Source organism: Actinomadura montaniterrae, assembly GCF_008923365.1.
In the GTDB taxonomy this organism is placed as follows: Bacteria; Actinomycetota; Actinomycetes; order Streptosporangiales; family Streptosporangiaceae; genus Spirillospora; species Spirillospora montaniterrae.
Genome location: NZ_WBMR01000014.1, coordinates 17,397 through 43,330, shown reverse-complemented (window position 1 = coordinate 43,330; position 25,934 = coordinate 17,397). Strand labels below are relative to the sequence as shown.

Annotated in this window: 22 protein-coding genes and 1 pseudogene; 13 read left to right on the top strand and 10 right to left on the bottom strand. The window is 71.1% G+C overall.

Annotation, left to right across the window (positions count from 1 at the left end; genetic code table 11):
- The first annotated feature begins 7 nt into the window (after positions 1–7).
- Complete coding sequence (locus F9B16_RS07750) at positions 8–2,473, top strand: VIT domain-containing protein (protein ID WP_225991450.1); 2,466 nt, start codon at positions 8–10, stop codon at positions 2,471–2,473.
- A gap of 1,053 nt (positions 2,474–3,526) precedes the next feature.
- Here F9B16_RS07750 and F9B16_RS07745 read toward each other — a convergent pair.
- Positions 3,527–4,414: an alpha/beta fold hydrolase gene (locus F9B16_RS07745; RefSeq protein WP_151539292.1), complete on the bottom strand. Its 888-nt coding sequence runs from the start codon at positions 4,412–4,414 to the stop codon at positions 3,527–3,529.
- Positions 4,411–5,307, bottom strand: a complete 897-nt coding sequence (locus F9B16_RS07740; RefSeq protein ID WP_151539291.1) for an alpha/beta fold hydrolase — start codon at positions 5,305–5,307, stop codon at positions 4,411–4,413. The genes F9B16_RS07745 and F9B16_RS07740 overlap by 4 nt, the downstream gene beginning before the upstream one ends.
- A 98-nt stretch (positions 5,308–5,405) precedes the next feature.
- Here F9B16_RS07740 and F9B16_RS07735 point away from each other — a divergent pair, with 98 nt between their 5' ends.
- Positions 5,406–5,999 (top strand): TetR/AcrR family transcriptional regulator, encoded by a 594-nt coding sequence (locus tag F9B16_RS07735; protein ID WP_151539290.1) that lies wholly within the window; start codon positions 5,406–5,408, stop codon positions 5,997–5,999.
- A gap of 126 nt (positions 6,000–6,125) precedes the next feature.
- Here F9B16_RS07735 and F9B16_RS07730 read toward each other — a convergent pair whose 3' ends face one another.
- The 4 genes from F9B16_RS07730 to F9B16_RS07715 all read right to left on the bottom strand — a co-directional run bounded on the left by F9B16_RS07730 (position 6,126) and on the right by F9B16_RS07715 (position 10,151).
- On the bottom strand, positions 6,126–7,064 hold the full coding sequence (locus tag F9B16_RS07730) for an NAD-dependent epimerase/dehydratase family protein (RefSeq protein ID WP_151539289.1): 939 nt from the start codon (positions 7,062–7,064) through the stop codon (positions 6,126–6,128).
- A 414-nt stretch (positions 7,065–7,478) separates the two neighbouring features.
- Positions 7,479–7,889, bottom strand: coding sequence for a DUF3291 domain-containing protein (locus F9B16_RS07725; protein ID WP_151539288.1), 411 nt, complete (start codon positions 7,887–7,889; stop codon positions 7,479–7,481).
- Between the two features lie 44 nt (positions 7,890–7,933).
- A complete protein-coding gene (locus tag F9B16_RS07720) occupies positions 7,934–8,551 on the bottom strand; it encodes a TetR/AcrR family transcriptional regulator (RefSeq protein ID WP_192808656.1) in 618 nt (205 codons plus the stop codon).
- Between the two features lie 148 nt (positions 8,552–8,699).
- Positions 8,700–10,151, bottom strand: a complete 1,452-nt coding sequence (locus F9B16_RS07715) for an MFS transporter (protein WP_225991449.1) — start codon at positions 10,149–10,151, stop codon at positions 8,700–8,702.
- Positions 10,152–10,253: 102 nt separating this feature from the next.
- Here F9B16_RS07715 and F9B16_RS07710 point away from each other — a divergent pair, with 102 nt between their 5' ends.
- Complete coding sequence (locus tag F9B16_RS07710) at positions 10,254–10,637, top strand: MarR family winged helix-turn-helix transcriptional regulator (protein ID WP_151539285.1); 384 nt, start codon at positions 10,254–10,256, stop codon at positions 10,635–10,637.
- 90 nt (positions 10,638–10,727) lie between these two features.
- Here F9B16_RS07710 and F9B16_RS07705 read toward each other — a convergent pair whose 3' ends face one another.
- Positions 10,728–11,384, bottom strand: a complete 657-nt coding sequence (locus tag F9B16_RS07705) for a response regulator (protein ID WP_151539284.1) — start codon at positions 11,382–11,384, stop codon at positions 10,728–10,730.
- Entirely contained in the window at positions 11,381–12,526 is a 1,146-nt protein-coding gene (locus F9B16_RS07700) for a sensor histidine kinase (RefSeq protein ID WP_225991448.1), read from the bottom strand. The genes F9B16_RS07705 and F9B16_RS07700 overlap by 4 nt, the downstream gene beginning before the upstream one ends.
- Positions 12,527–12,660: 134 nt before the next feature.
- On the opposite strand from F9B16_RS07700, the gene F9B16_RS07695 reads away from it, so the two are divergent.
- From F9B16_RS07695 to F9B16_RS07680, 5 genes and pseudogenes are all read left to right on the top strand, one after another.
- Positions 12,661–13,815: a glycosyltransferase 87 family protein gene (locus F9B16_RS07695; RefSeq protein ID WP_192808655.1), complete on the top strand. Its 1,155-nt coding sequence runs from the start codon at positions 12,661–12,663 to the stop codon at positions 13,813–13,815.
- A 97-nt stretch (positions 13,816–13,912) separates the two neighbouring features.
- Positions 13,913–14,152, top strand: coding sequence for an SH2 domain-containing protein (locus F9B16_RS52510; RefSeq protein WP_225991447.1), 240 nt, complete (start codon positions 13,913–13,915; stop codon positions 14,150–14,152).
- An 18-nt stretch (positions 14,153–14,170) separates the two neighbouring features.
- Positions 14,171–14,458 (top strand): annotated as a pseudogene (locus F9B16_RS52505) (GNAT family N-acetyltransferase); the annotation flags it as partial.
- Positions 14,459–14,573: 115 nt separating this feature from the next.
- Positions 14,574–15,803, top strand: coding sequence for an FxsB family cyclophane-forming radical SAM/SPASM peptide maturase (locus F9B16_RS07685; RefSeq protein WP_225991445.1), 1,230 nt, complete (start codon positions 14,574–14,576; stop codon positions 15,801–15,803).
- Complete coding sequence (locus tag F9B16_RS07680) at positions 15,803–17,062, top strand: aKG-HExxH-type peptide beta-hydroxylase (RefSeq protein ID WP_151539281.1); 1,260 nt, start codon at positions 15,803–15,805, stop codon at positions 17,060–17,062. Before F9B16_RS07685 ends, F9B16_RS07680 begins: the two co-directional genes overlap by 1 nt.
- 48 nt (positions 17,063–17,110) lie before the next feature.
- Here the strand turns inward: F9B16_RS07680 and fxsT are convergent, their stop codons facing one another.
- Positions 17,111–19,645 (bottom strand): FxSxx-COOH system tetratricopeptide repeat protein, encoded by a 2,535-nt coding sequence (fxsT, locus tag F9B16_RS07675; protein WP_225991444.1) that lies wholly within the window; start codon positions 19,643–19,645, stop codon positions 17,111–17,113.
- 272 nt (positions 19,646–19,917) lie between these two features.
- On the opposite strand from fxsT, the gene F9B16_RS07670 reads away from it, so the two are divergent.
- From F9B16_RS07670 to F9B16_RS07655, 4 genes are all read left to right on the top strand, one after another.
- The gene (locus tag F9B16_RS07670) at positions 19,918–20,106 is read left to right on the top strand and encodes a hypothetical protein (RefSeq protein WP_151539280.1); all 189 of its coding nucleotides are present in this window, start codon (positions 19,918–19,920) and stop codon (positions 20,104–20,106) included.
- Positions 20,107–20,245: 139 nt separating this feature from the next.
- A complete protein-coding gene (locus F9B16_RS07665; RefSeq protein WP_151539279.1) occupies positions 20,246–22,099 on the top strand; it encodes an nSTAND1 domain-containing NTPase in 1,854 nt (617 codons plus the stop codon).
- A gap of 43 nt (positions 22,100–22,142) precedes the next feature.
- Complete coding sequence (locus tag F9B16_RS07660) at positions 22,143–22,736, top strand: hypothetical protein (protein WP_151539278.1); 594 nt, start codon at positions 22,143–22,145, stop codon at positions 22,734–22,736.
- Positions 22,737–22,846: 110 nt separating this feature from the next.
- Positions 22,847–24,172, top strand: coding sequence for an MFS transporter (locus F9B16_RS07655; RefSeq protein ID WP_192808654.1), 1,326 nt, complete (start codon positions 22,847–22,849; stop codon positions 24,170–24,172).
- A 42-nt stretch (positions 24,173–24,214) separates the two neighbouring features.
- On the opposite strand, the gene F9B16_RS07650 is transcribed toward F9B16_RS07655, so the two are convergent.
- Positions 24,215–24,826: a TetR/AcrR family transcriptional regulator gene (locus F9B16_RS07650; protein WP_151539276.1), complete on the bottom strand. Its 612-nt coding sequence runs from the start codon at positions 24,824–24,826 to the stop codon at positions 24,215–24,217.
- Between the two features lie 110 nt (positions 24,827–24,936).
- Here F9B16_RS07650 and F9B16_RS07645 point away from each other — a divergent pair, with 110 nt between their 5' ends.
- Entirely contained in the window at positions 24,937–25,932 is a 996-nt protein-coding gene (locus tag F9B16_RS07645) for a Rieske 2Fe-2S domain-containing protein (protein WP_151539275.1), read from the top strand.
- Positions 25,933–25,934 lie beyond the last annotated feature (2 nt).

Here is a 25,934-nt window from a genome sequence, read left to right as displayed (position 1 = left end):
ACTGCCCATGCCCGAGACCGATGCGCCCACGGACCCGGACGGCGGGCTCGGCGCACTGTCCACCGATCGGGGCAACCTCCCGCTCGACTCCGTCGACGTGCACGCATCGATCACCGGTCTCGCTGCCGGCGTCGAGGTCGTCCAGGGGTTCCGCAACCCGTTCGACGTGCCCCTGGAGGCGACCTACATCTTCCCGCTCCCCGACCGCGCCGCCGTGACCGCGCTGCGCATGGAGGCGGACGACCGGGTCATCGAAGGGGCGCTGAAGGAACGAGGCCAGGCCCGCCAGGACTACAGCGCCGCCATAGCGGCCGGGAAGCGCGCCGCCCTCGCCGAGGAGGACCGGCCGGACGTGTTCACCATGCAGGTGGGCAACATCCTGCCGGGGGAACGCGTGACGATCCGCCTCGCGCTCACCCAGCCGCTGCCCCATGAGTCGGCCTCGACGGCGACGTTCCGTTTCCCGCTCGTCGTCGCGCCCCGCTACATCCCGGGGGCACCACTGGACGACGCGGCCGCGGGCGCCGGCGTGGCCGAGGACACCGAGGCGGTGCCGGACGCGTCCCGGATCAGCCCGCCCGTGCTGCTGCCGGGGTTCCCCAACCCGGTCCGGCTGGCGATCAGCGCCGACATCGACCCGTCCGGCCTGCCGCTGACCGAGATCCACTCGGCCCTGCACGTGGTGACCGAGGAGACCGACGGCGACCGCACCACGGTCCGGCTCCGTCCCGGCGAGCGCCTCGACCGCGACTTCATCCTGCGGCTGGGCTTCGCGCCGCAGGAGAGCGCGGCCCTGTCGCTGGTCCCGGACGAGAACGGCGACGAGGGCACCTTCAGCCTGACGGTCCTCCCCTCCGGAGACGCCCGGCCGCGCCCGCGCGATGTGGTGCTCATCCTCGACCGCTCCGGCAGCATGCACGGCTGGAAGATGGTCGCCGCCCGGCGCGCCGCCGCGCGGATCGTCGACACGCTCCGCGACGAGGACCGGTTCGCCGTGCTGTCCTTCGACACCGTCGTCGAGCGGCCCCGCGACCTCGGCTCCGGCCTGGCCCCGGGCACGGACCGCAACCGGTTCCGCGCCGTCGAGCACCTCGCCGCGCTCGACGCCCGCGGCGGCACCGAGATGCTCACCCCGCTCGACGAGGCCTGCCGCCTGGTCGCCGGCTCCGAGAGCGACCGCGTGGTGGTCCTCATCACCGACGGCCAGGTCGGCAACGAGGACCAGATCCTCGCGCACCTGGCGCCCCGTCTGCAGGGCGTGCGCGTCCACACCGTCGGCATCGACCGCGCCGTGAACGCGGGCTTCCTGAACCGGCTGGCCGCGATCGGCCAGGGCCGGTGCGAGCTGGTCGAGTCCGAGGACCGCCTCGACGAGGCCATGGACCAGATCCACCACCGCATCGGCGCGCCCGTCGCCACCGGCCTCTCCCTGCGGGCCGAGGGCCTGGAGATCGTCCCCGATTCGGTGGCCCCCGCCCGCCTCGGCGCCCTCTTCCCCGGGGTGCCGCTCGTGATCGCGGGCCGCTTCCGCGGCGCGCCCACCGGATCCGTCACCGTGCAGGGCACCGCGTCCGACGGCACCGCTTGGCGGCAGCAGGCGCCCGGCACGCTCGCCCGGAATCCCGCCGCCACGGCGATCTGGGCGCGCGCGCATCTCCGCGACCTGGAGGACCGCTACACCATCGGCGGACCTCCGGAGCTCGAACAGCGCATCGTCGAGACCTCGCTGCGGTTCGGAGTGCTGTGCCGCTTCACCGCCTTCGTCGCCGTCGACAGCCGGGTCGTGACCGACTCGTCCGCGCCGCACCAGGTCGTCCAACCGGTCGAGGTCCCGGACGGCTGGGCCGCCCCCGCCCCCTCGTACGGAGCCGCGAGCCCGCTGATGGCCCCGCCTCCCGCCCAGCCCGCGGGCGGCCCCCCACCCCCGACCTTCGCCCCGCCGGCTCCGAGCGCTCCGTCGGGTCCCCCCAGGCCCCCGCTCTCGTCCCAGCCGCCGGCTCCCTCGGCGGCGCGCAGCCGCCCCATGGACTTCACGGATCCGACGGACGATCTCGACGTGCCCGACTTCCTGCTGACGGACCCGCCCCGCACCCCGCGCGCTCGCCGCGGGAGCACCCCCGGCGGGCCGCCCCCCACGTCCGACCTCAGCGCCTTCAAGCGGGAACTGGCACAGCAACTGGAGGCGATGCGCAACACCCCCGACGACCTGGCCCGCCGCATCACCTGCCTGCTGCAGGACGTCCTGCCCGACCTGACGTCGGTCATCGACCGCATGCGCCCGCTCCTCGCCCCCGGCACCGAACCACTCCGCACCCTGGAGGCACTCCGCGACGACCTGATCCACATCTCGCCCACGAGCGAGGCACAGCTGGTCGACGGCCTCTGGTCCCGCACACTGCAGACCCTCGGCGAGTTCACCGGCGAGCCCGCCCAGCCACCGACCCGCCGCCCCTTCTGGAAGCGCACCACCTGACCCGGTGGGGCAGGCCCCCGGCCTGCCCCACCAGCCCCTGCCCCGCAAAGCCGCCAAGCCCGCCCCCAACACCGCCCCGCCGGCACCCCGCGGTCCCCCGACACTCCCCAAGCCCGGCCGCGCGGCACTACCCGGCGGCCGGGACGCAAGGCTCGCTGCACGGAGCCGTCCGAAGTTCCAGTCCGCGGCCTGCACCAAACGACGCGCGGCCCGCCACACCAAGCCCGCGCCCACCCTGCAGCGACTCGCTGAACTGGCACGCGAAGTGCGCAACTGCACTAAGCGGCGCGCCCCCGGCAGGCCGAGCGCAGGCACGTCCCGTGGCTGGTCACGATGAGCTGGCGCGCAGAGTTGGGCGGGGCCCGATAGCCGGAGTTCCGCAGCAGTGCGGAACGCACAGCGACGCGCGCACACCAGGCTGAGCCCGCGCCCCTCCCGCGGCAGGTCGCTGAACTAGCGCACGAAGTGCGCAACTGCGCTAAGCGGCGCACACCCGCCAGGCTGAGCGCGGGCCCATCCCGTGGCTGGTCAGAATGAGCTGGCGCGCGGAGTTAGGCGAGACCGACAGCAGGGGTTCCGCAGCAGTGCGCAACTGCACAAAGGGGCACGTATCCGGCAGGCCGAGGGCGGGCACGTCCCGTGGCTGGTCACGATGAGCTGGCGCGCAGAGTTGGGCGGGGCCCGGCAGCCAAGGTTTCGCAGCAGTGCGGAACGCACGGCGACGCGCGTCCGTCAGACCAAGCCCGCCCCTCCCGCAGTGAGTCACGGAACCGGCGTGCGGAGTGCGGAACTGCACAAAGGGGCACGCACGCCAGGCTGGGCCCGCGCCCCTGCGACAGGTCGCTGAACTGGCACGCGAAGTGCGTAACTGCGCTAAGCGGCGCACGCCCGGCAGGCTTAGCGCGGACCCCCGTGGTTGGTCAGGATGAGGTGGCGGGCGGAGTTGGGCGGGGCCCGGCAGCCAGGGTTTCGCAGCGGTGCGGAACTGCAGGGCGGTGTGCGTCGGCAGGTGGAGCCTGGGCCTATCCCGAGGCGGGTCACCTGGCTTGGGGGTTAGGCGGGGGCTGGTGGAAGGGGGTGCGCGGCGAAAAATTTGAGGGCTCGATGGGCGACCTCGGTGGGGTTCTCGGCGGCTGGGAAGTGACCGACGTTCTCGAGGAGTTCGACGCGCAGGTCGGTGGCGTGCCGGCCGAAGCCGCACATCTGGCCCGGAGGGAGGAGGGGATCCCGGGCGCCTGACAGCACGAGCGTCGGAACGGTCAGCCGCGCCCACCGGTACCGGCCCGCCAGCAGCGACGGGATCTCCCGCAGCAGCAGGTTCCGGTAGTAGCGGACGGTGGCGCGTACCCGTGCGGGGTCGCGGAACTGGGCCAGGAAGACCGCCCGGTCGTCGGGGGTCAGCGCGGTGGGGCGGTGCGGCCAGTGGCGCAGCGCCCAGCGCGGGATCGCCGCCCCCGCCAGGCGAGGGCCGGTGGCGTTGGCGACGATGTGCCACAACCGCGTCCCGTTCAGCAAGACCCGAGGTGTCGGCCGCAGGAAGGGGTTCGCGGTGTTGATGGCGATGAAGCGCCTGACCCGTCCGGGATACCGGAGGGCGAGGACGTATCCGGCGGCTCCGCCCCAGTCATGCCCGATCAGGCCGAAGGTCCGTACGCCGAGCCGGTCGAGCAGGCCGATCACGTCGTCGGCCATGGCGGCAGGGCTGTACCCGTCCGGCGGTGCGGCGGTCCAGCCGAGGCCGCGCAGGTCCGGGCAGATGACCCGGTGGTGCTCGGCGAGCGGGCCGATGAGGTGCCGCCACTGCCACCAGTGCTGGGGCCAGCCGTGCAGCAGGACCAGCGGTTCGCCCTGGCCGGCCAAGGCCACGTGCATGCGCAGGCCGTTCACGTCGACGAACCGGTGCTCGACGCCGTCCAGGTCGGGCAGGGGCCTGCCGGTCACCGGGCCGCCCGCTGCGGGACGAACCCGGCGATCGCGGAGGCCAGGCGCGCGGGCTGGTCCTCGGGCGAGAAGGTGCGCGCCCCGGGGATCCATTCGAGGCGGGCGTCCGGGAAGTCGGTGGCCAGCCGCTCGGCGTGGGCGGCGGTGAAGAAGCGGTCCCGCTCGGACCAGGCGACGAGCACCGGCGAGGTGAAGGCCCCGAACCGTTTCGCGGCGGCGAGCGTGTGCCGCGGGTCCAGGCCGCGCAGCACCCGGCGCAGGTCGTCACGGACGCCGTGGTTCACGCAGGCGGGCAGGACGTAGGAGTCGGTCACCGGGCGCGGCAGCGGGCGGCGGGTCAGCCATCCGAAGGCGATCGGCAGCCGGCGCATCGCGGGAAGGAACCGGAGCGCGCTCAGCAGGGTCCCGATCGCTCCGGGGACGCGTGCCGCGAGGTTGAGATAGCCGAAGAACCGCGGAGGGAAGGTGTCGTAGGCGTCGCAGGAGGTGAGGACGAGCCGGCCGACCAGTTCGGGACGGGTCGTCGCGACGATCTGGCAGACGGCGCCGCCGCTGTCGTTGCCGACCAGGGTGACCGCTCCAAGGTCCAGGGCCTCGATCGCGCCGGCGACCATGGCGGCCAGGGCCGGCGGGGTGAGATCGGCGCCGGGCAAAGCCACCGTGTGTGCGCCGAACGGCAGGTCCAGCGTCACGCAGCGGTAGCGGTCCGACAGCCGTGCCACGACCCGGCGCCAGAGGTTCGCGTTGACCAGTACACCGTGGACGAACACCACCGGTTCGCCTTGGCCCGCCTCGAACACCGCGATCCGGCCTCCCGGCACCTCGATCTCGCGCCGGGTGCCCAGGTCCGCGTCGCGCCACCCGGCCCGGGTGGCGGCCTGCACGTCGCTCATCTCCACGCCCCTTGTCGAGAGAATGCGTATGGAAGCGAAGATAACAAACAGGCTGCCTGTTTTAAAGGGCGGCCGGCAGACCCCTGGAGAGGCGAGCGATGAGCCGGCAGGCCGAGAAGTCCGAAGCGACCCGCGCCCACCTGATCGCGGCGGCGCGCGCGCTGTTCGCCGAGCGCGGCTACGCGGCGGTCGGCACCCCGGAGATCGTCGAGCGGGCCGGCAGCTCGCGGGGCGCCATGTATCACCACTTCAAGGACAAGAAGGACCTGTTCCGCGCCGTGTACGAGCAGCTCCAGCAGGAGCTGATCGAGGAGATCTCCGCGGAGATGGACGGTCTGGGCGGCGCCGACCCGATGGCCGCCCTCGAAACCGGAGTGCGGAGCTACCTGCGGTCCTGCGTCGAAGCGGACAGGGCCCGGATCGGCCTGATCGAGGCGCCGTCGGTGCTCGGCTGGGCCGAGTGGCGGGAGATCGACGAGCGGTACGCCCTCGGCGTGGTGATCGCGGGGCTGGAGCTGGGCCGTGCGGCCGGGATGCTGCGCGACGACGTCCCGCTCCGCGCGCTCGCCCACGTCGTCCTCGCCGGACTGGGCGAGGCTGGTCTGCTCATCGCCGGTGCCGACGACCCCGAGTCCGCCCGCGCCGACGCCGAGCCCGCCGTCCTCGCCCTCCTGCACGGCCTGCGCCGCTGACTTCCCGCGGACTTCGCGCGCGAAAGGCGAAGTGGTTCTCAACGCCTCTGTCTGACGGACGGGGCGGTCCTCGACGTGCTCCCTCTAGGAGCAGGGCGTTCTCAACGTGTCCCCAGAGGGCCGTCCTCAGGGTGAGGGCGGTGGCGTGTGGAGTTCAATGCCCTGGCCCATAGGGAGGTCGTGGAGGTCGAGGACGTCGTGGAGATGGTGCGTCCCGGGCGGCAGGCCGGTCACCAGGCCGACGGCCGCGGCCGCGATGATCGCCGTACCGTGGGACTGGTTGCGCCCGCGGGCCCAGCGCGTGGTGCCGTCATGCCCCTGAGCCAGGAGGAGCCAGTCGTCGCCGCCGGGAACGTGCAGGCCCCGGGGCAGACGCGAGCCGCCCGGCAGCCAGGTCAGGGCGGCCAGGGCCGTGGTCGCCGTCCGGGAGTCGAGGCCGAAGTAGGTGCGCGTCCGGACGTTCAGGTCGCGGGTCAGGGTGTGCTGGTCGGAGAAGTCCAGCCGGTAGAGCCGCCGGCGGCCGTAGCCGGGCAGGTCGAACCGCCGGGGTCGGGTGAAATTGCGGACCACGGTGCCGTCGTGATGAAAGCGACCGCCGAGCAGCCGGTACGTCCAGTCGGTGGCCGCCGGGCCGTGCCGTTCGCCGGCGCCGAGCAGGACGGCCACATCGATCGGGCCGGGCGAGGCGCGGTGAACGGCGGCGGCGAGCAGATTGGTCAGGCCGGGAGCCAGCCCGACGCTGAGGAGCACCGGACGCGGCGGGTCGAGTCGTTCCAGCGCGGCGACGTAGGAGGCGGTGGCCGTGATGTCGACGAACGCGGCGCCCCGCGCCGTCGCGAGTTCGGCCAGCCGTGGTTCCTCCTTGCCCGACGCGTTGACCACGACGTCGATTCCGTCCAGCGACGACTGATAGGAGCGCAGGTCAGGCTGGGCGAGGTCGACCGGACGGTCGGCGCGGACGGCGTCCCGGCCGGCTGTGAGCGCGGTGTGGCCGTCCTGCCGTAGCCGCGCGACGAGGTGGCGGCCGACCGCGCCGTAGCCGCCCAGGACCAGCACCGTGGTCATGGTCGCCTCCCCGGGAGGTTCTCAGCGGCCGACGCCAGCGCCTCGAGGGTGGCTTGCATGGTCAGGCGGTTGCGCCCGACGCGGTCCGAGACACGCAGCCCGAGACGCGGGGTCCGAGACGCGGGGTCCGAGACGCGGGGTCCGAGACGCATAGGCCGAGACGCGTGGTCCGAGACGCCGGAGACCAGCCGCGACAGCCGTCCAACGCGTACTGCGCTGTGCCGCCCGCATCGCCGTCCGGTGCGGCGGTGTTTCGATTCTCGCCCTCGGTCGGGCCGTGGGTTCTCATGGTGACCGCCGATTCAGTGTGTGCGCGGGCGGTCGGCAGCGTCGTCGCGTGTGGGGACCGCGGCGTGGCCGCGCGTGGCGGCCATGTGACCGTGCCGGTTCCGCTGCCGGCCGCGCGGAAGCCGTCTAATGGTGGAGGACGTCGGACAGCAGGCCGGTGAGGCGCTCCTCGGCCTGGTGCCAGATCAGCCGGCGGTCGAGTCGCTCGGCCGTCCAGGCGGTGTTGATGAGGTCTCCGGCGTCGCGGAAGTCGCGCACCACCTGCCGATGGCCCGCCGAGTGGACGAAACGCCGCAGATCAGCCGGGTCTCGCCAGACCGAGACGGAGATCTGCCGCCGCCCGTCGCCCGTCGCGGCGATCCACAGTCCGAGCGCCCCCTCCGTCTCGGGCCAGGCGCGGCGGAACCGCATCCCGGCCCTCGCCACGCGGGGAACGTCGCGGAGCCGGTGCACCAGGTAGTCGTTCATGCTGACGTACACCCGGCCGCCGGCGGGCGCGGCGTCCCCGTTCTTCCAGAGCCGCACGAACCATGTCATGCCGTCACGATACGACTGTATCTTGTCCGATACAACTGTATCGGTCAGGTGGACAGCGCCCGCCGGTACAGCTCGGTCGTCGCGGTGTTCCACCGCTGCAGCTGGTCGGCGCCGAAGAAGGGGCCGGGAAGATGCCGGCTGATCGCCGGTTCGAAGAACACGCAGGCCAGGTTGAACACCACGACGTGGAGCGCGGCCCAGTCCCGGTCCGCGTCGGCGCGCAGCCGTCCGTCGCCGTCGAGCGGGGCGAGCCAGCCGGTGCGCGCGATCTCGACCAGCGCATCGAAGATCTTCGCCGCCTCCTCGTCCCCCTCGGCGAGCGCCCGGGCCAGGTACCGCAACGCGACCGCGTTGTCGCGGACCCATGCCGTCACCGTGTCGCCCATCGCTTCCCACGCCGGCTCGCCGCCACTTTCGCCGACGAGGCCGCGGAAGGTCTCCACGGCGACCGCGATCACGTACTCGTTGACCGCTTCGCGCAGCCGGGCCTTGGTGCCGAAATGGTGCTGCACGAGGCCCGGGGACAGCCCGGCGGCGGCGGCGACGTCACGGATCGAGGTCGCGGCGACCCCCTTGTCGGCGAACCCCTGCAACGCGGCGTTCCGGATACGCGCATAGGTGCTCAGATCCGACGGCTGAGCGGGTACTTGCGAGTCACTCACGCTTGCAGAGCTAATCACAGCCGCCCGCCTCGCCTGCGCGGGCGGCGCGGGCGGCGCCCCACGAGACGACGCGGGGCGTCCCAGAGCGGCCGAAAGGGCGGCCTCCCGATGGGAGGGCCGCCCTGCGGTGCGGTACGGGAAGCGAAGGTCAGGCGTGCTTCCCGCGGGTGACGCGGAGCAGCGGGATCAGGTTCAGTGCCAGGCCGACGACCGCGACGCCGCTGACCAGGTTGACGCCCGGGTGGAACTCGGCGAAGCCGCCGCCTCCCCCGCTCGTGCCGCCGGCGACCAGCGCGGTCACGACGGCGAGGACGAGGGCCGCGCCGACCTGGCCGGACGTCTGGACGAGGCCGGAGGCCAGGCCCTGCTCGGAGTCGTCGATGCCGTCGGTCGCCTGCGCCATGATCGAGCTGAACCCGAACGCGAAGCCGCCGCCCAGCAGGAGCATCGTCGGCAGGATCGTGAACGCGTAGTGCGGGGCGTTCCCGGCGGTGGCGATGAACCACACGTACCCGAGGCTCAGCGACGTCATGGAGCTGATGATCAGCCGCGGCGTGCCGTAGCGGTCGATCAGCCGGCCGACGAACGGGGAGCCGAACGCGACGATCAGGCCGGCGGGCAGCAGCGCCATGGCCATCTTGAGCGGCGACCAGTGCAGGACGTCCTGCAGGTACAGGGTCATCATGAACTGGAAGCTCAGGTACGAGCCGAAGAGCGCGACGATGCTGAGGTTCGCGCGGATGATCGAGCCGATCCGCAGGATGCCGAGGCGGATCAGCGGGTGCCGCACCTTGTTCTCGGTGACGACGAAGCCGATCAGCAGTGCCGCGGCGAGGGCGATGGAGCCGAGCGTGACCGGGTCGAGCCAGCCGCGGTCCGGCGCCGAGACGACGGTGTAGACGGCGAGGAGCATGCCGCCGGTCAGGGTGACGGCGCCGACGAGGTCGTGGCCGCCGTCCGCCGCGGCCTTGTCCCGCGGGATCAGGGCGATGCCGGCGACCAGCGCGAGCAGGGCGAGCGGCACCGGGGTCAGGAACGTCCAGCGCCAGCCGACGCTGGTGAGCAGCCCGCCGAGGATCAGCCCGGACGAGTAGCCGCTGGCGCCGAAGACCGAGAAGACCGACAGCGCCCGGTTGCGCGCGCGTCCCTCGTGGAAGGTGGTGGTCAGGATGGACAGGGCGGTCGGCGCGGTGAACGCGGCGGCGAGGCCCTTGACGAAACGGGTGACGATGAGCAGCGTGCCGTCGCTGACCAGGCCGCCGACCAGCGACGCGACGGCGAACACGGCGAGCGCGGTGAGGAAGACCCGGCGGCGGCCGAGGAGGTCGGCGGTGCGCCCGCCGAGCAGCAGCAGGCTGCCGTAGCCGAGCACGTAGCCGTTCACGATCCATTGCAGCGACGTGGTGGACAGGCCGAGCTCGGTCCCGATCGACGGGAGCGCGACGCCGACCATGGAGACGTCGAGTCCGTCGAGGAAGAGCACGGCGCACAGCACGGCGAGGACTCCCCACAGCCGGGGAGTCCAGGCCTGTTCGGCCGGCGCGCTCGCGGCGGCCGGCCCGCGGACGGCAGAGGCGGGTGAGGTGTCGGTGATAGTCACGTCGGAGGACATTACATGCACATGCATCCAATGTCCAAGCATAAATTTCGTCCGAATTTAATGCTGGTGCATCTGATGCGCGTGCATGCTAGGATGCGCGGCATGGAGTCGGAGACGGCCCTGGTGGGCCGGTGGCGCTCGCTGGCGACCTGCTACAACACGGTCGCCTGCGACCTCGATCGCTCACTGCAGGAGGCGCACGGCCTGAGCATGAGCGAGTTCGAGACGCTCGACAGGCTCGTCGAGGTCGACTGCGAGAAGTGCCGCATGCAGGACATCGCCGCCGCGATGTACCTCAGCCAGAGCGCCCTGTCACGGACGGTCGCCCGGCTGGAGAAGCACGGCCTGGTCGAGCGCGTGATGTGCGAGTCCGACCGCCGCGGCGTGTTCGTCGCCGTGACCGAGGCCGGCCGCGAACGGCACGCCGAGGCGCACAAGACCCACATCGAGGTCCTGGCCAGGCACCTCCCGGTCCCCGTCTCCTGACGCGTCCGGGCGCACCGCGCTCGCTCCTCCGCCCGCGCTCGCTCCTCCGCCCGCGCCCACGCTCCGGGCGCGCTCACCCTCGGCCCGCGCTCACCCTCCTCCCGTGGACGGCCTGACCAGGCCCAGCTCGTAGGCGATGATCACCAGCTGGACGCGGTCGCGCGCGTCGAGCTTGGTGAGCAGCCGCGCGACGTGCGCCTTGGCGGTGGCCACGCTGATGACCAACTCCACCGCGATCTCCTGGTTGGACAGCCCGCGTCCGACCAGGGTGAGGACCTGGCGCTCGCGGTCGGTGACGCCGTCGACGGGACGCGGCGGCCCCGGGGCCGGTTCCGGACGCGCCGCGAACTCCTCGATCAGCTTCTTCGTGACGCTCGGCGCGATCAGCGCGTCCCCCTTGGCGACGACGCGGATCGCGGCCAGGATCTCCTCCAGCGCCATGTCCTTGACCAGGAACCCGCTGGCGCCCGCCCGCAGCGAGCCGTAGACGTACTCGTCGTCGTCGAACGTGGTCAGCATCACGACGTGGGCGGTCCTGATCCGGCGGGTGGCCTCGATGCCGTCCATGTCGGGCATCCGGACGTCCATCACGACCACGTCGGGGCGCGTCTCGTCGACCAGCGCGACCGCTTCGGCGCCCGTCCCGGCCTCGCCGACGATCTCCATGTCGGGGGTGTCGGCCATCAGGACGCGCAGGCCCGTGCGGATCAGCGGCTGGTCGTCGGCCAGCACGATGCGGATCGTCATGCCACCGCCGCCGGCAGGGGGAGGCGCGCCGCCACCCGGAACCCGCCGCCGGGACGCGGCCCGGCGGCGAACTCGCCGCGCAGCAGCGCGACCCGCTCCCGCATCCCGACGATGCCATAGCCGGTGCCGACCACGCCGCCGTCCCCGTCGTCGTCGATCTCGACGGCCAGGTCCTCGTCCCCGTAGCCGATGGTCACCCGGCACGAGTCGGTGCCCGCGTGCCGGACCACGTTCGTGACCGCCTCCTGGACGATCCGGTAGGCGGACAGGTCGACGTCCGGTGGCAGCGGCTTCGGCTCGCCTTCGATCCGGACGTCGACCCGGACTCCGGCGTCCATCGTCGCGGCGGCCAGGCGGCCGAGATCGGCCAGGCCCGGCGCCGGACCGAGCGGGGCGGCGCCCGGGTCGTCCTTGCGCAGGGCGGTGAGCATCCTGCGCAGTCCGGACAGGGTGTCGCGGCTGGTCGCCTCGATCGCCTCCAGCGCATTGCGCGCCTCCCCCGGCTGCGTGTCGATCACCCGTCCGCCCACGCCGGCCTGGATCGCGATGATGCCGATGCTGTGCGCGACCATGTCGTGCAGCTCGCGCGCGATCCGGAGCCGCTCGGCCGCGACGGCCTGCGCGGTGGCCTGGTCGCGGAGCATCTCCGTGTGCGCGCGCTGCACGCGGATGGAGCTCCCCGTCATCCACGTCACCGCCATCGCCAGCACGATGGTGACGAGGAGCACCTCGTCCGCGGACAGCCACGCGAGGATCGACAGGATCTGCAGGACGCAGGTGATGACGGCGACGGAGATCGAGAGCCTCCGCTCGCGCGTCGCCGCGATGTAGCCGACGGCGAGATCGGTGAGCAGGATCTCCAGCCCGGCGATCCCTCCGCTCCGCGTCTGCATGAGGGCGACGATCCAGGCGAGGAGCAGGATCCCGTGGGCCGCCAGCGGACGGCGCCTCAGCAAGGACATGACCAGAGCCGTGAGGCCCGCCGCGGCGAGCAGCGTGAGCCGGCCGGAGATCATCGGAGGCGAGACCGCCAGGTACAGGACGGGGGGATAGAGGACGGCCCCGCACCAGGCCAGGACCGCACCGGCGTCTCGGCGCGCTCGACGGGCTCGGCGCGCTCGACGCCACGGCAGGGCTGACATGCGCTGATCGTAACCGGCGCCCGCCCCCCCGCACATTGGCCCGCAGGCGTAATCCCCCAGGCTGCAATCGCCTGCCGCGAATGTGTCCGGCGGCCCGATGCCCGGCGGCCGCGCCATCGGCACCGTTGATTTCCATGAAACGCTGGGCGCTGTTCTTTCTTGCCTTCGAGATCCTGGGAATCGCGTTCTTCGCAGCGATGTACGACTCGCTCGATTTCCGCATCTACTGGCTGGGCGGGCACATCGTCACGGACGGTCCCCGCCTCTACCAGGAGCGGCTCGCGGGCCTCTGGTTCACCAACACCCCGTTCATGGCTGCGTTGTTCAAGCCCCTCGCCGCGTTGCCGCTCACCTTCGTCCGAATGCTGTGGCAGGTGGCCGCATTCGCGGCCTTCATCTGGGCCTGTTCCCTGACCATGAAACTGGCCGGCCGCCGCATACCCCTCGTCGCGGTCGCGACCGCCGGCCTGCTTCTGGAACCGGTCTGGCATTCCTTCTTCCAGGGCCAGGTCAACCTGTTCCTCCTGGCCCTCGTCCTGGCCGACGTGCACCGCGTCGCCCTCGGCCGGCCAGCGGGAATCGGCATCGGCATCGCCACGGCGATCAAGCTGACACCGGGCATCTTCATCGTCCTGCTCCTGCTCACGCGACGAACCAAGGACGCCGTCACGGCCTTTTCCGCTTACGCGGTCTGCACCCTGCTCGCCTATGCCATCGCACCGGACGCGTCCCGCGTCTACTGGCTGCACACCTTTTTCGACACGTCACGTGTAGGCGTCACGTACATCAGCAACCAGTCCCCATTCGGCGCCTTGGCCCGCATACTCCACGGCACGGACCACATAGGCGCCTGGTATGCGGCCATTCCACTGACCATCGGCACGGTCGGCCTGACGACCGCCGTTCTCTGGGCAAGGCGCGGCGATTGGCTGAGCGCCACAGCGGTCACGGGCGTGACCGGCCTGCTCGTCTCTCCCATTTCCTGGGCGCATCACTGGGTGTGGATCGTCCCGGTCCTGGCCGTCCTCCTGCGCGACGGCCACCGGAAGACCGCTCTGGTCGGCTGCATCGTCTTCGTCCTGTCCCCGTTGTGGTGGACGCCTCACAACGGAGACCCGCGCGAATACGGTCTCCATCTCCTGACACCGGTCGCCAACTGCTACCTCGTCGCGGGCCTCTACTTTCTCGTCCACATGGCCGTCCGCCTACGCCCCCAGAACGACCCTCCACCCCCACCGAAATACGACCACTCCCATTCTGTTCACAGGTCGATGCACTCAGCCGTGTAGCGGGACTTCACCTCCCGGTTGACGACCTGCAGAGGATCAACGACGTTGATGTAGGCAGCGCCTTGAGCCGCATCGGAGAGGCGTCGTGGCACATCGCGTGACGTTGCACCGTCTGCAGGCGGACGACGAGGAGGAGTTCGTCCACCTCGCTCGGCTCAGCGTGCGGCTCCATGGCGACTGGGTCAGGACGCCGACGGACTCCACGGCGTTCCGCGAGTATCTGGAGCGGTTCGCCGATCCGTCGCAGGGCGAGGCGTTGCTCGTGCGCCGGATCGGCACCGGCGAGGCGGCGGGGCTGGTCACGCTCACCGGGATCGTCCGCGGGCCGTTCGAATGAGCCGTCGTCGGCTTCTGCGCGTTCGCGCCGGCCGCCGGTCAGGGGCTCATGACCGAAGGCGTCGGGCTGGCGGTCCGGCACGGGTTCGGTCCGCTGGGGCTGCACCGGATCGAGGCCGATGTCCAGCCGGGCAATGCCCGGTCCCGGAGGCTGGTGGAACGCCTCGGTTTCCGGCGGGAGGGATTCTCGCCGGAGTTCATCAGGATCGGCGGCGTCTGGCGCGACCACGAACGCTGGGCGATCACCGCCGGTATGCCCGTCCGCGATCTGACGGACATTCGCACAGATCATCGCCGCCGCCGGTAAAGCGGCCCGGTCCGGCCGCGCCGTCCGGGTTCCCCGAGCTTGCAAAACGTTCTATAAATGGACGAAAAGGGTAGTGCGCGCCGCCGCGCCGGCTCTCGTGACGAGGAGGACGAGCGTGGTCAGCAGCGATGAGCCCGGCAGCAGGGGATCGGAGTGGCCCGCGACCCTGGACGTCGGCGCGCTGCTGGCGGCGGGATGGCGGCCGACGCCGTTCCGGCAGTTCATCCTCAAGGTGCACAGTCGCTGCAACCTCAAATGCACGTACTGCTACATGTACGAAATGGCTGACCAGAATTGGATGAAACAGCCGCGTCGTATGGCGAAGCCCACCATCGACAAGGTCGCCGAACGCATCGCCGAGCACGCCCGGACGCACGCACTGCCCGCGATCGACGTCATCCTGCACGGCGGGGAACCGCTGCTCGCCGGAATCGAGCACCTGCGGTACGCGGTGGGCGCGCTCCGCTCCGCCGTCGACCCGCCGACACGGATCACCTTCCACGTCCAGACGAACGGCGTCCTCCTCGACGCCAACTTCCTCGACCTGTTCGACGAGCTGGACGTGCTACTGGGCATCAGCCTCGACGGCTACCAGGAGAGCCACGACCTGCGCCGCACCAGGGCCGACGGGCGGGGCAGCTACCAGGCCGTCGCCGCCGCGCTCGACCGGCTCAACGCCCCGCGGTACCGGCATCTGTTCTCCGGCCTGCTGGCCACGGTCGACCCCGGCGCCGACCCGCTGCGGACCTACGAGGCGCTGCTGGCCTTCGAGCCGCCGTCGATCGACTTCCTCCTCCCGCACGGCAACTGGGACGCGCCGCCGCCCGGTCTGCCCGCCCCGGGCCGGACCCCGTACGCCGACTGGCTGATCGCGATCTTCGACCGCTGGTACCGGGCGCCGGTCCAGCGCACCCGGATCCGCATGTTCCTCGAGATCATGCGCATGCTGGGCGGGCGCCCGTCGCGCAGCGAGGCGCTCGGCCTGTCGCCCGTCGCCGTCACGGTCATCGAGACCGACGGGAGCATCGAACTGGTCGACACACTCAAGTCCGCCTATGACGGAGCCTCGGGCACGCGGCTGCACGTCTTCCGCGACGACTTCGACTCGGCGCTCATGCTGCCGCCGTTCGCGGCCCGGCAGATCGGCGTCGCGGCCCTGTCCCCGCAGTGCCGCAGGTGCGAGGTCCACCAGGTCTGCGGAGGCGGCCTGTACCCGCACCGCTACCGGGCGGGACGCGGCTTCCGCAACCCCAGCGTCTTCTGCGCGGACCTGCTCCGCCTGATCGACCACATCCAGCGGGTCATGGCCGAAGACCTCGCTGATCTCACCGGCGTCCGCGGCTGATGCTGTCGGACCGGACGCTCGGCGCGCTGGGCCGCGGTGGCGGCGGCGCCGCCGCCGTCCGCGAGCTCGCCGCGTTGAACCACGGCCGGCTGCTCCTCCTGCTCCGCGGCATCCGTGACGCGGCGCAGGCCTCCGGTCATCCCGAGGCCGGCCAGGCGGCGGCGGGTTTCGCCGCGCTCGCGGCGCAGCACCGCGACCGTCCCGACCTGGTCCGCGACGTGCTCGGCTACCCGACCGTGGCGGCATGGGGGCGACGCACGCTCACCGCGATGACCGGCGGGGACGGGACCGCCTGCCATCCCGGACGGATCGCCTGCCTGGCCGCGGTCGTGACGCACCGGGCCGGTGGCGGCGACCCCATCGAGGTGCCGGTCGAGGAAGGGAAGGTGGTTCTGCCCGGCCTCGGGCACGCGTCGCTGCCCGGCCACCGCACCGCCGAGTTCACGCCCGGACGGCTCGGGCCGCTACGCCTGCGCGAGGGCGAGCCCGGGTGGACGCCGCTGCGGAGGCTCGGCGCGGAGCACCGCGGCACGCGCGTCGGGTTCGCCCTGGAAGATCGCGACCTCGACCGGATGCCGGGATCCGCGCAGGTCACGGGCCCGCTCGGCGAAGCGGTCAGGGAACGCTGGCAGCGGACGCTGCAACGGGCGTGGGAGCTCCTCGTCCCGCTGCACTGGACGATCTGCGCGGAGGTCACCGGCGCGATCACCGCCCTGACCCCGCTCGCCGCCGGTGACACGGGACACGTGAGCGGGACGCCGCGGCACGCGTTCGGCAACATCGGGCTGTCCACCCCGCCCGGGCATCGCGAGTTCGCCGAGACGCTGGCGCACGAGGTCCAGCACGTCAAGCTGAGCGCGGTGCTCGAGACGGTGCCGCTGACGCTGCCGGACGACGGGACCCGGTACTACGCGCCATGGCGCGGGGACCCGCGCCCGATCGCGGGACTGCTCCACGGCACCTACGCCTACCTGGGCGTGGCCGGGTTCTGGCGCAGGCAGCGGGATGTGGAGCACGGTGCGCACGGCGTCCGCGCCGAGACCGAGTTCGCCCGCTGGCGCGAGGCGGCGCTGCGGGCGGCGCGGACCATGGAGGACAGCCGCGGCCTCACCGGCGAGGGCGCGGCCTTCGTCGACCTCATGACGCGGACGCTCGCCGCATGGCGGCGGGAGCCCGTTTCCGCCATCGCACTCCGCCGCGCAAGATCGGGCGCAGCGGAACACCGCGCCGACTGGCACCGCCGCAACAGCGGCACCTGAGCACCTCACCAGGTCAGAGGCGCACCGGGCAGGCGACGGGGAGCGCGATCAGATCGGGGGCGGGTCGAAGTCGCAGTCGAGGTGCCGGCGTTGCTGCGCGACCACCGCGTCGGGGTGCTCCTGCCCGAGCGTCGCCGCGTAGCGGTCCAGGGTCTCGGCGTGCAGGTTCTGCGCCTCCTCCTTCTCCCCGAGGACGAACAGGTCGGCGGACAGGTTGGCGGCGCAGCCGAGCGTCATCGGATGCGTCTCCCCCAGGACCGCCGCCAGCCGGCGGAGGGTGCCGCGTCCCAGCCGGACCGCCGCCTCCACTTCACCGATCGCCGCGAGGTCGCTGGCGAGGTTGGTCGCGATGGTGAGGGAGTAGTGGTGATCGCGGCCGAGTTTGGCCTCCAGCCCCTTGAGCGCCTCCTCGTTCATGGTGCGCGCCTTGGCGGGCTCGCCGTTGACGCGTGTCAGAAGCGCGAGATTCCCCCGGCATCCGTGGTTGTAGGGGTGGTCCGGGCCGTACACGCGCGAGTATCGGTTCACGGTGTCCGCCGCCAGCGTCGTCGCGCCGTCGAGGTCGCCGACGCTCCGCTGGATGTTCGCCAGGCACATGGCGGACGCGAGCGTGTCGGGATGGGACAGCCCGTACAGGCGGGTGTACCGGGCCTGGACGTCCAAGGCCAGTTCGAGCGACTGCTCGAAGTCACCGAGACGGCGGAGCGAGATCGAGAGGTCCTTCGTCGTGCGGAGCGTCCACGGATGGTCGGGGCCGAGCTTCTGGACACCGAAGTTGTACAGGAACTGGCCGAGGTCGTACGCCTCGGCATAGTCGCCGCAAAGGCGGACGGCACGGGCCAGCCCGCTTCCGGGCGCCAGCAGGTCGACCGCGTCCCTCACGCGTCCGAGCGAACGCTGCTGGACGTAGGCGCGTTCGTGGAACTCCCGGCAGCGCTGGTAGTCGCTCATGAGGCCGTAATCGAGCCCGAGGTTGTTGGCGACGCGGTTGACCTGGGGGTGCTGCTTTCCCAGCACGCGCTCATGCCGTTCCAGCGAACCGAGATCATGGGTGAGGGCCTCGGCGAACTCGCCCGCGGCGCGGAGGTCGGCGCCGAGGCTGTTCAGCAGCTGGAGCGTTTCCGGGTGCTCGCTCCCGGCGACCTGCTCCATCTGCGGCAGGGTCTGGAAATCGAGGTCGTACGCCTCCGGGAAGTCGCCGAGTTCGCGAAGCACGTTGGCGAGATGGCGGCGGGCGCGCAGGACGTCGAGATCGTCAGGTGACCCGTCCGCGGACCAGCGCTCGATGACCTGTTCGAGGAAGTTCCGCGCGGTGGTGAACTCGCCCGAGGCGCGCAGGTACCGGGCGGCCCGCAGGAGCAGCTCATGGACGTCGGGGTCCCGGCTGCCGGCGATCTCGGGCGCCTGGATGTGGGCCATCAGGTCCGAGTAGTCGCCCCAGCCGACCGGGTCCTCGGGATCGTCCGGGACGGCCTGTGCGAGCAGCAGGTAGACCTCATGGCGGACCCGGTCGCGGTCCGCCTCGCTCATCTCGTCGCGGACCAGCGCCTGGATCAGCCGGTGCACCTGGATCGCCTGTCCGGTGGTGTCGAGCTTCGCCAGTGAGAACCGGCCCAGTTCCCCGATCGCGCGGCTCAGCCGGATGGGATCGGCGAGCAGTTCCGCGATCTCCGGGCTGAGCCGGGGGTGGATCCGGTTGAACACCTCGCTGGGAATCGGCTCGGGGCTGAAGAACGCGCAGTAGCGCAGCAGTTCGACCGCCTCCGGCAGCGACTCGCGCAGGCTGTTGACCGACAGGCCCCACGCGGCCGTCATCGACAGCGGGTACTCCGACGGCTTGCCCTCCGCCAGCAGCTCCGAGGTGCGCGCCGTCAGCAGCTCCAGGTACTCCGACACCTGCATGCCGCGCTCCGCCTGGAGGGCGCCGGCCTGCTCGAGGGCGAGCGGGAGGTCACCGAGCTTGTCGGCCAGCCGGTCGGCGTCCGGGTGGTCCTTCGTGCGCGGGACCCGCTTCGCGAGGAAGGCCAGGCTCTCCTCGCGGGTGAAGACGTCGATGGGCACGGTCTCGACGACCCCGGCCCAGCGATGGTTGCGCGAGGTGATCAGGACGTGCCCCGGGCCGTCGGGGATGAGCTCCCGCAGGTCCTCGGGCTGGTCCGCGTTGTCGAAGATCAGCAGCCACCGGTCGAACGGCTCGCCGCGCCTGAGCGCGTCGAGGACGGCGCTGGTGGCCTCCTCGATCCCGGTCGTGGTCAACGGAGCGAGTCCGAGATAGGGGGCGAGCCCGGCCAGATTGGACCGGAGAAGCGTCGACTGGTCGGCGGCGATCCACCACACGAGGTCGTAATGCTCGCGGTAACGGTAGGCGTATTCGACCGCCATCTGGGTCTTGCCGACCCCGCCCAGGCCGTGCAGGGCGTGGGGGGCGGAGACGACCGCCGTGACCGTGTCCGTGATCCCCGCCCGCAACGCGGTGAGCAGGTCTTCTCTTCCGGTGAAGTTCTTGTTCCGCTTGGGGATCTTCTTTCCCCACACCTGCGGAACCCGCCTGGCCATTCCGGCCTGACCGGCCGACAGTGCCACGTGCACCACCTCCGGATTGCGCTCACGGCAACGACCTGCCCGTCACCCGCAGGAAAACCACCATACTCTCTGGACCACCTGACGCCAGCCACTTTTCGGGCGACTGTAATGCAAATGCACGCTCACCCTAAACGAAACGGCCCCGGCTTCTGTGTCACCTGACACAAAGGCATTTCAACGCACCCGGAAGAACGTCCGGGCAGCGCCTGGCCATCCCTTCACCCACATGTCAAGATGAAAGTCGTCCGCCGCCCGCCGGGACTGGAGATCACATGCCTGAAGCCAAGAACCCGCAGGTCAGCATGATCGACCTCGCCGACCTCTCCCTCGACCGGCTGGACGACATCAGCCAGAGCGCACTGTGGCACGCCGTGCACGAGATACTTGACACGTCGAATGACGGCGCACCGGTGGCTACTTTCACCTCCTATACGCCACCGCCGCCCGAACACGGATTCTGAATGGCCGGATGCGGCCATCGGTCCTCCCTGCCCGCCATTCTGGACGTCAGACTGACCACCCAGGACATCTGACCCTTAGAGCAGGATGGCACTAGTGAGCCAGCCCGCCGGACCTCCCGGTGCAGGCACCGCACCTTTCGTGGGGTCCAGCTTCTTCACCGCCGAAGAGCGGCCGTTCTTCCATGGCCGGGACCAGGAGATCGAAAGACTCGGCGACCTCTGGCGCTCCAGCGGGCTGACGATCCTGCACGGTGCGGCCGGCGTGGGAAAGAGTTCATTGCTGCACGCCGGGCTCGTCCCCTCTCTCGCCGACAAGCACGCGGACGTGCTTCCGGTCGGGCATCCCGGAATCTCGACGCACTTCCCCCTGGCCGCCGTGCCGCGGCAGAACCTCTTCTCCTTCGCCGTCCTGTCGTCCTGGCAGCCGCACGCCTCCCCGTACCGCAGCTCCGAGCTGTCCGTCGGCGACTTCCTGCGGCGGCGCGGCGGCTCCCCGCTCCTCGTCGCGATCGATCAGGCCGAGGCGATCTTCCGGGAGTCGCCGGTGCGCGAACGCGACCGCCGGCGATTCCTCGAGGAGCTGTCGGCGGCGATGCGGGAGAACCCCGGCGTCCGGCTGCTGCTCTGCGTCCGTGACGAGGTCCTCGGCGAAGCGGCCGAGTTCGGCCTGCGGATCGCCCGGACGCAGAGCACGTTCCGGCTCGGCCCGCTCACCCCCGAGAACGCCGTCGAGGCCGTTCGCCGCTCGCTGCTGACCGCCGGGCGGACGCCGGATCCGGGCGCGGTCGAAACGCTCGTCGACGAGATCGGCAAGGACGCGCGGGGCGAGCCGTCCGGCCAGGTCGAGCCGGTACTGCTGCAGGCCGCGCGCGCTGGACTGCCGCCCTTCGCCATGCCCGCCCCGGCCGACCTGACGGAGGCGGTCGACGCCGCGTTGCGGGCGCACGTCGGCACGCAATTGGCGGAAGCCGCCGCCGATCACGGGTTCTCCGTCACCGAGCTCACCGCCTGGTTCCGCCGCGCGTTCGACGACCCTCCGCCGGCCGCCGAGGACGGGCTCCTGCGCACGCTGGAGAACCGGCACCTGATCAGGAGACGCTCGCCGCGCTCGTTCGAACCGCTGCATCCCCGGCTGCTCCGGCCCGTCCAAAGCCTGCCGGAGCCCGTCAACGCTCCGGCGGCATCGCCGGAGCGGATGCTGGCGGCCGCACGCGAGGCGCTCCGCGGCGGCGATCTCGCGCTGGCACGGCGGCGGGCCGAGGAAGCCGTCGACGCGAACGATCCGCGGCATGTCCTCGTCCGTGCCGAGGCCGAACGCACCCTCGGCGACATCGCCCACGAAGAGTTCCTGACGGACCTGGCCATCCATCACTACCGCGAGGCCGCCGCCCTCTTCGAGTCGCTGCAGGACACGACGGCCGTCGGGCACCTGCTCGCGGCCATCGGGCGCCTGCTGCTGGCCACGGCGGACGCGAGCCCGGCGACGGCGGTCGAGGAGTTGCGGGCGGCGACCGGCCGCGTCCCCAACGATCCGGGGCTGCAGGCGGGCCTCGGCCAGGCGCTCTTTCGGGCAGGCCGGCCGCAGACGGCGCTCGCCGTGCTCAGCGGCGCGCTCACCCTCGACGGGGACACCCCGGAGGCCCTGCAGACCCGCGGTGAGATCTTCGCCGACCAGGGCAGCCGCGAGTCGGCGAAGTCGGCGCTGCGCGATCTCGACCGGGTGGGCCGGCGCGCCCGGCCGTCCAGCGAGGCGGCCCGTGCCCTCGCGCTGGCGACGCTGTCCCGCCTGGACGCGGCCAAACACGCACTCGACCTGGCGCTCGCGGAGGCCGATGACGACGGACCGGCGCTGCTGCGAGCCGCGCGCGCGGAGCGGCTGTGCGGGGACCGCGGGGCCGCGGTCAAGCTGGCCGCGCTGGCCGCCGAGGCCAAGGACCCGCCGCTGCCCGCCCACCAGCGCGACGAAGCACGCCTCCTGCGCGAAATGCCCTGAAGCAGCATCCATCCTCGTTTACCGCGCCTCCCGGGGGAAGCACATGCAGGACGTCGCCATCGTCGCGCTCGCGGTCGGCTCCGCCACCATCTTCGGAGGCGTCGTGGGCACGGCCAACGGTTTCCTCTCCCACTGGCTCCAGTCGCGCCGGACGGACACCCGGGAGCGGGATCTGCGAGCGGAGCGCGAGCAGGAGGAGCACAGGCACGCCTTGCACGCCGCGCTCGCGGAGGTCCGGCTGACGGTGACGAGGGTCAGCGTGCGGACGCAGCTCGTCCAGGACATGCGCCGGACACCGGGCACGCGATTGGACGATAACGACCTTTCCACTCAAATTAAGCACACAAGGGACGATTACCCCTCAGCCGAGGCGGCCATTTTCGACCTTTGGGGGATGAGCCGCGACGACGGCACCCGGCAGGCCGTCACGGCTTTGTTGGAGGACGTCGCGTGGGCCTTCCAGTACGGCAGGTCGGCCGGGGGCGCGGACATGGACCCGGCCCGGATCGACACCCGGATCAAGGAGCGGATCAAAGAACTGACCACCGCCGTTATGAACGAATGCGACACGCGGCCCCTGACCGCGCCGCCACAATCCAGGAAGGACGCGCACCGGGGACGCCGAAATCGCACCTGAACAAGCCGCCATCGAGTAGAGTGCGCGTGCAGGCGACGCACTGGAGCGCCCGATCCCTGACTGCTATCGAGGCACCTCAACCGGTTGCCATCGACAGGAAGGGAACCGGCATGAAGCTGTCGCAACGGCGCTTCCGCACCTGGCTTCGAGGCAAAAGCAACCACTCACTGGGCCCCGACTTCACCTGGCTGTGGCTCGGCTCCACCGTCTCCGGACTCGGCTCGGTCAGCGCGATGGCCGCCTTCCCGCTGCTCGCCCTGTCGATGCGCGACTCGCCGGTACTGGCCGGCTGGGTCACGACCGCGGGAACCCTGCCGCCGCTGCTGCTTCAGATCCCCGCCGGCGTCCTCGTCGAACGCCTGAGCCGCTGGCGCGTCATGCAGGCCACCCTCATCGTGCGGTTGGCCTCGGCCTTGATCCTGCTCATGGCGTTCCTGCTGTGGGACGAGCCCATCGGTGTGCTGCTCGTCGCCGCCGCAGTCGAGGGCACCTGCACCGTCTTCTACGGCACGGCCGAGATCACCTCGGTGCCCCGCGTCGTCCAGCACGAATTGCTGCCGGTCGCGATCGCCAAGAACGAGGCTCGCAGCCAAGGCTCACTGCTGCTCGGCCGGCCGCTCGGCGGCCTGCTGGCGACAGCACTCAGCTGGGCGACCCCGCTTCTCAGCCTTTGCACCGGCCTTGCCGCGATCCTGTCCCTACAAATGGTGGACAAATCCCCCCTCGGGGGATCAATGGGCATGAAAGCTGGAATGAGGCACGCGCTCAAGGAGGGGCTGGCGGCCCTGCGCAGAGACCGTTTCCTGCGAAACGTGCTCACCATCTGCGTCGTGACCAACGTCCTCTTCCAGATCATCATTCTGCTCTTCGTCGTCCTAGCCCGCGAGCAGCACCGATCGGCCCTTTTCATCGGCGCCATCCTCGCCGTCTCCGGCCTCGGCGGCCTGATCGGATCGAGCATCGCGCCCCGGGTCTTCCGAATCATCCGGCCGCGCAACGTCATCCTCTTCTCGGTCACCGCCTGGCTCGCCCTCACGATCGTTATCGCGTCCAGAGCGAACGCTTGGCTCATGGTCACGGCCTGGGGCGGAATCGGCTTCGTGGGCGCCAACGTGAACGTGGCCCTGGCCCTTTACCAGGCGAGCTGCATCGACACGGCGATCCTCGCCCGCGTCGCCAGCGCCGGCACCTTCGTGACCCGCCTTTCGGCCGCGGTCGGCGCCCTCTGCGCCGGCTACATCGTCTCGTCCTACGGCCCTGCGCGATCGGCCGGCTGGGTCCTCGTGGTGATGATCGTCCTTACCGGGCTCGTCCTCGTCCACCGGATCTTCCTGCCTCCGGAACCGGGAACCGAATGCCTGGTGAGCCGTCCGCACCCGCGCGAGCCTGAGACGGCGTGGGAACCGCAACCCGCCGGCGCCGGCCGACATCTCTGATCCGCCCGCTGACCTGCCGTCCGTCCTCTGCTCGGTCCAGGCTCATCGTGAGCCGGCGAGCATCCGGCGGAGGTGCTGCTGCATCTCGTCGATGACCACATCGATGTCGCGGTCACGCTCCTGGACCACCCAGTCGGTGAGCCAAGCCTGCAGCGCGGAGACCACCATCGCCGCCCCGATCTGCGGCCGGATGGCGGGCAGGCGATCCGCGTCGACGGCGTGCTGGATGCCGGCCGCGAGCATGTCGATGCCCGCACTCCACACGGAGCGCTGGACACCATGCGCCTGGTGGTAGGAGCTGGCCCAGCCTCCGACTCGGATGTTCAGCTCGAGATAGGCAGGGTTGTCCGCGAGGAACCTCGCGACGGCGGCGACACTCGCGAGCAGGCGGTCGAGTCCGGACTGACCTTCGTCGCCCGAGCCTTCCACCGATGCCAGCAGCGCATCCATGCGGTCCTTGTGCAGTGCGTCCCAGATCTCGCCCTTGCCGGCGAAGGTCTTGTAGACCGTCGCGAGGCTGAGTCCGGCGGTGGCCGCGATGGCATCCATGCGGGTGTCGGCGAACCCGGCCTTGCCGAACTCGATCTCGGCGGCATTGAGGACCTGCTGCCGGTACATCGCGTGGCGAGCCTCGGCGACGCTGACGACCGACACCGGCACTTCCCTCCCTTGTAGGTCCACGAAATCCTATGTTAGCGTCCGAACAGAATTCCAATTCTGTAAATCAGAACGACGATTACCGTCACCGTGGAGGCGAGGACCTGATGCCCAAGCCGATGCTGCCGATGAACCCGACCGGCTGGTTCCAGGTCGCCTGGTCCGCTGAGGTCGCCGTCGGCGAGGTTCTCCGCACCAGGGCGTTCAACCAGGACCTCGTGGTCTGGCGGGGACGGTCCGGGAAGGTGGCCGTGATGGACGCCTACTGCCGGCACCTTGGGGCGCATCTGGGCTACGGCGGCAGCGTCGTCGACGACACCATCCAGTGCCCCTTCCACGGCTGGCAGTGGAACGCCGCGGGACGCAACGTCTGCATCCCCTACGAGGACCGCCCCAACCTGGGCCGCAGGATCCAGACCTTCCCCACGGTCGAGCGCAACCAGTCCATCTACATCTGGCACGACGTCGACGGCCGCGAGCCGTACTTCGACGTACCCGACGTCTTCACCGCCTGGGACGACGGCGTGACCGAGGACGACTACCACCCGACGTACCCCGACTGCGTGCTGTTCAACGAGGGCCTCGAGATGCACCCCCAGTACGTCCTGGAGAACGGCGTCGACTTCGCGCACTTCAAGTACGTCCACAAGGTGCCGATCGTCCCGCTGTTCACCCGCCAGGACTTCGACGGGCCGGTGTCCTACGTGGACTTCACCATCGCCTTCGAAGGAGCGCCGGCCAGCATCGACGAGGTGACCAGTGGCGTCGAGGCGATCAACGCCGGACTCGGGCTCGCCGTGACCCGCAGCCACGGGATGATCGACAACCGCACGGCCTCGGCCATCACCCCCGTGGACGACTCGACCTGCGACGTGCGCTTCTCGGTCTGGATCGGCCGTGACCCCGCGCTCACCGAAGAGGACAGCCTCGCCCGCGCAGTGAAGCACGCCCATGCGGTCATCGAGCAGTTCGCGGCCGACATCGTCATCTGGTCACACCAGAAGTACGCCGACCCCGCCGCCCTCGTTCGCGACGAGTACCCCGGCTTCACCGCACTCCGCACCTGGGCCGAGCAGTTCTACCCGACCACCGTCCCGTCCTGAAA

Excerpts from the sequence above, each read along its gene's own strand:
- F9B16_RS07750 (WP_225991450.1), top strand. The coding sequence starts at position 8 with ATGCCCGAGACCGATGCGCCCACGGACCCGGACGGCGGGCTCGGCGCA.
- F9B16_RS07740 (WP_151539291.1), bottom strand. The coding sequence starts at position 5,307 with ATGAGCGACGTGCAGGCCGCCACCCGGGCCGGGTGGCGCGACGCGGAC.
- F9B16_RS07735 (WP_151539290.1), top strand. The coding sequence starts at position 5,406 with ATGAGCCGGCAGGCCGAGAAGTCCGAAGCGACCCGCGCCCACCTGATC.
- F9B16_RS07730 (WP_151539289.1), bottom strand. The coding sequence starts at position 7,064 with ATGACCACGGTGCTGGTCCTGGGCGGCTACGGCGCGGTCGGCCGCCAC.
- F9B16_RS07725 (WP_151539288.1), bottom strand. The coding sequence starts at position 7,889 with ATGACATGGTTCGTGCGGCTCTGGAAGAACGGGGACGCCGCGCCCGCC.
- F9B16_RS07710 (WP_151539285.1), top strand. The coding sequence starts at position 10,254 with ATGGAGTCGGAGACGGCCCTGGTGGGCCGGTGGCGCTCGCTGGCGACC.
- F9B16_RS07705 (WP_151539284.1), bottom strand. The coding sequence starts at position 11,384 with ATGACGATCCGCATCGTGCTGGCCGACGACCAGCCGCTGATCCGCACG.
- F9B16_RS07700 (WP_225991448.1), bottom strand. The coding sequence starts at position 12,526 with ATGTCAGCCCTGCCGTGGCGTCGAGCGCGCCGAGCCCGTCGAGCGCGC.
- F9B16_RS07695 (WP_192808655.1), top strand. The coding sequence starts at position 12,661 with ATGAAACGCTGGGCGCTGTTCTTTCTTGCCTTCGAGATCCTGGGAATC.
- F9B16_RS07680 (WP_151539281.1), top strand. The coding sequence starts at position 15,803 with ATGCTGTCGGACCGGACGCTCGGCGCGCTGGGCCGCGGTGGCGGCGGC.
- F9B16_RS07670 (WP_151539280.1), top strand. The coding sequence starts at position 19,918 with ATGCCTGAAGCCAAGAACCCGCAGGTCAGCATGATCGACCTCGCCGAC.
- F9B16_RS07660 (WP_151539278.1), top strand. The coding sequence starts at position 22,143 with ATGCAGGACGTCGCCATCGTCGCGCTCGCGGTCGGCTCCGCCACCATC.
- F9B16_RS07655 (WP_192808654.1), top strand. The coding sequence starts at position 22,847 with ATGAAGCTGTCGCAACGGCGCTTCCGCACCTGGCTTCGAGGCAAAAGC.
- F9B16_RS07645 (WP_151539275.1), top strand. The coding sequence starts at position 24,937 with ATGCCCAAGCCGATGCTGCCGATGAACCCGACCGGCTGGTTCCAGGTC.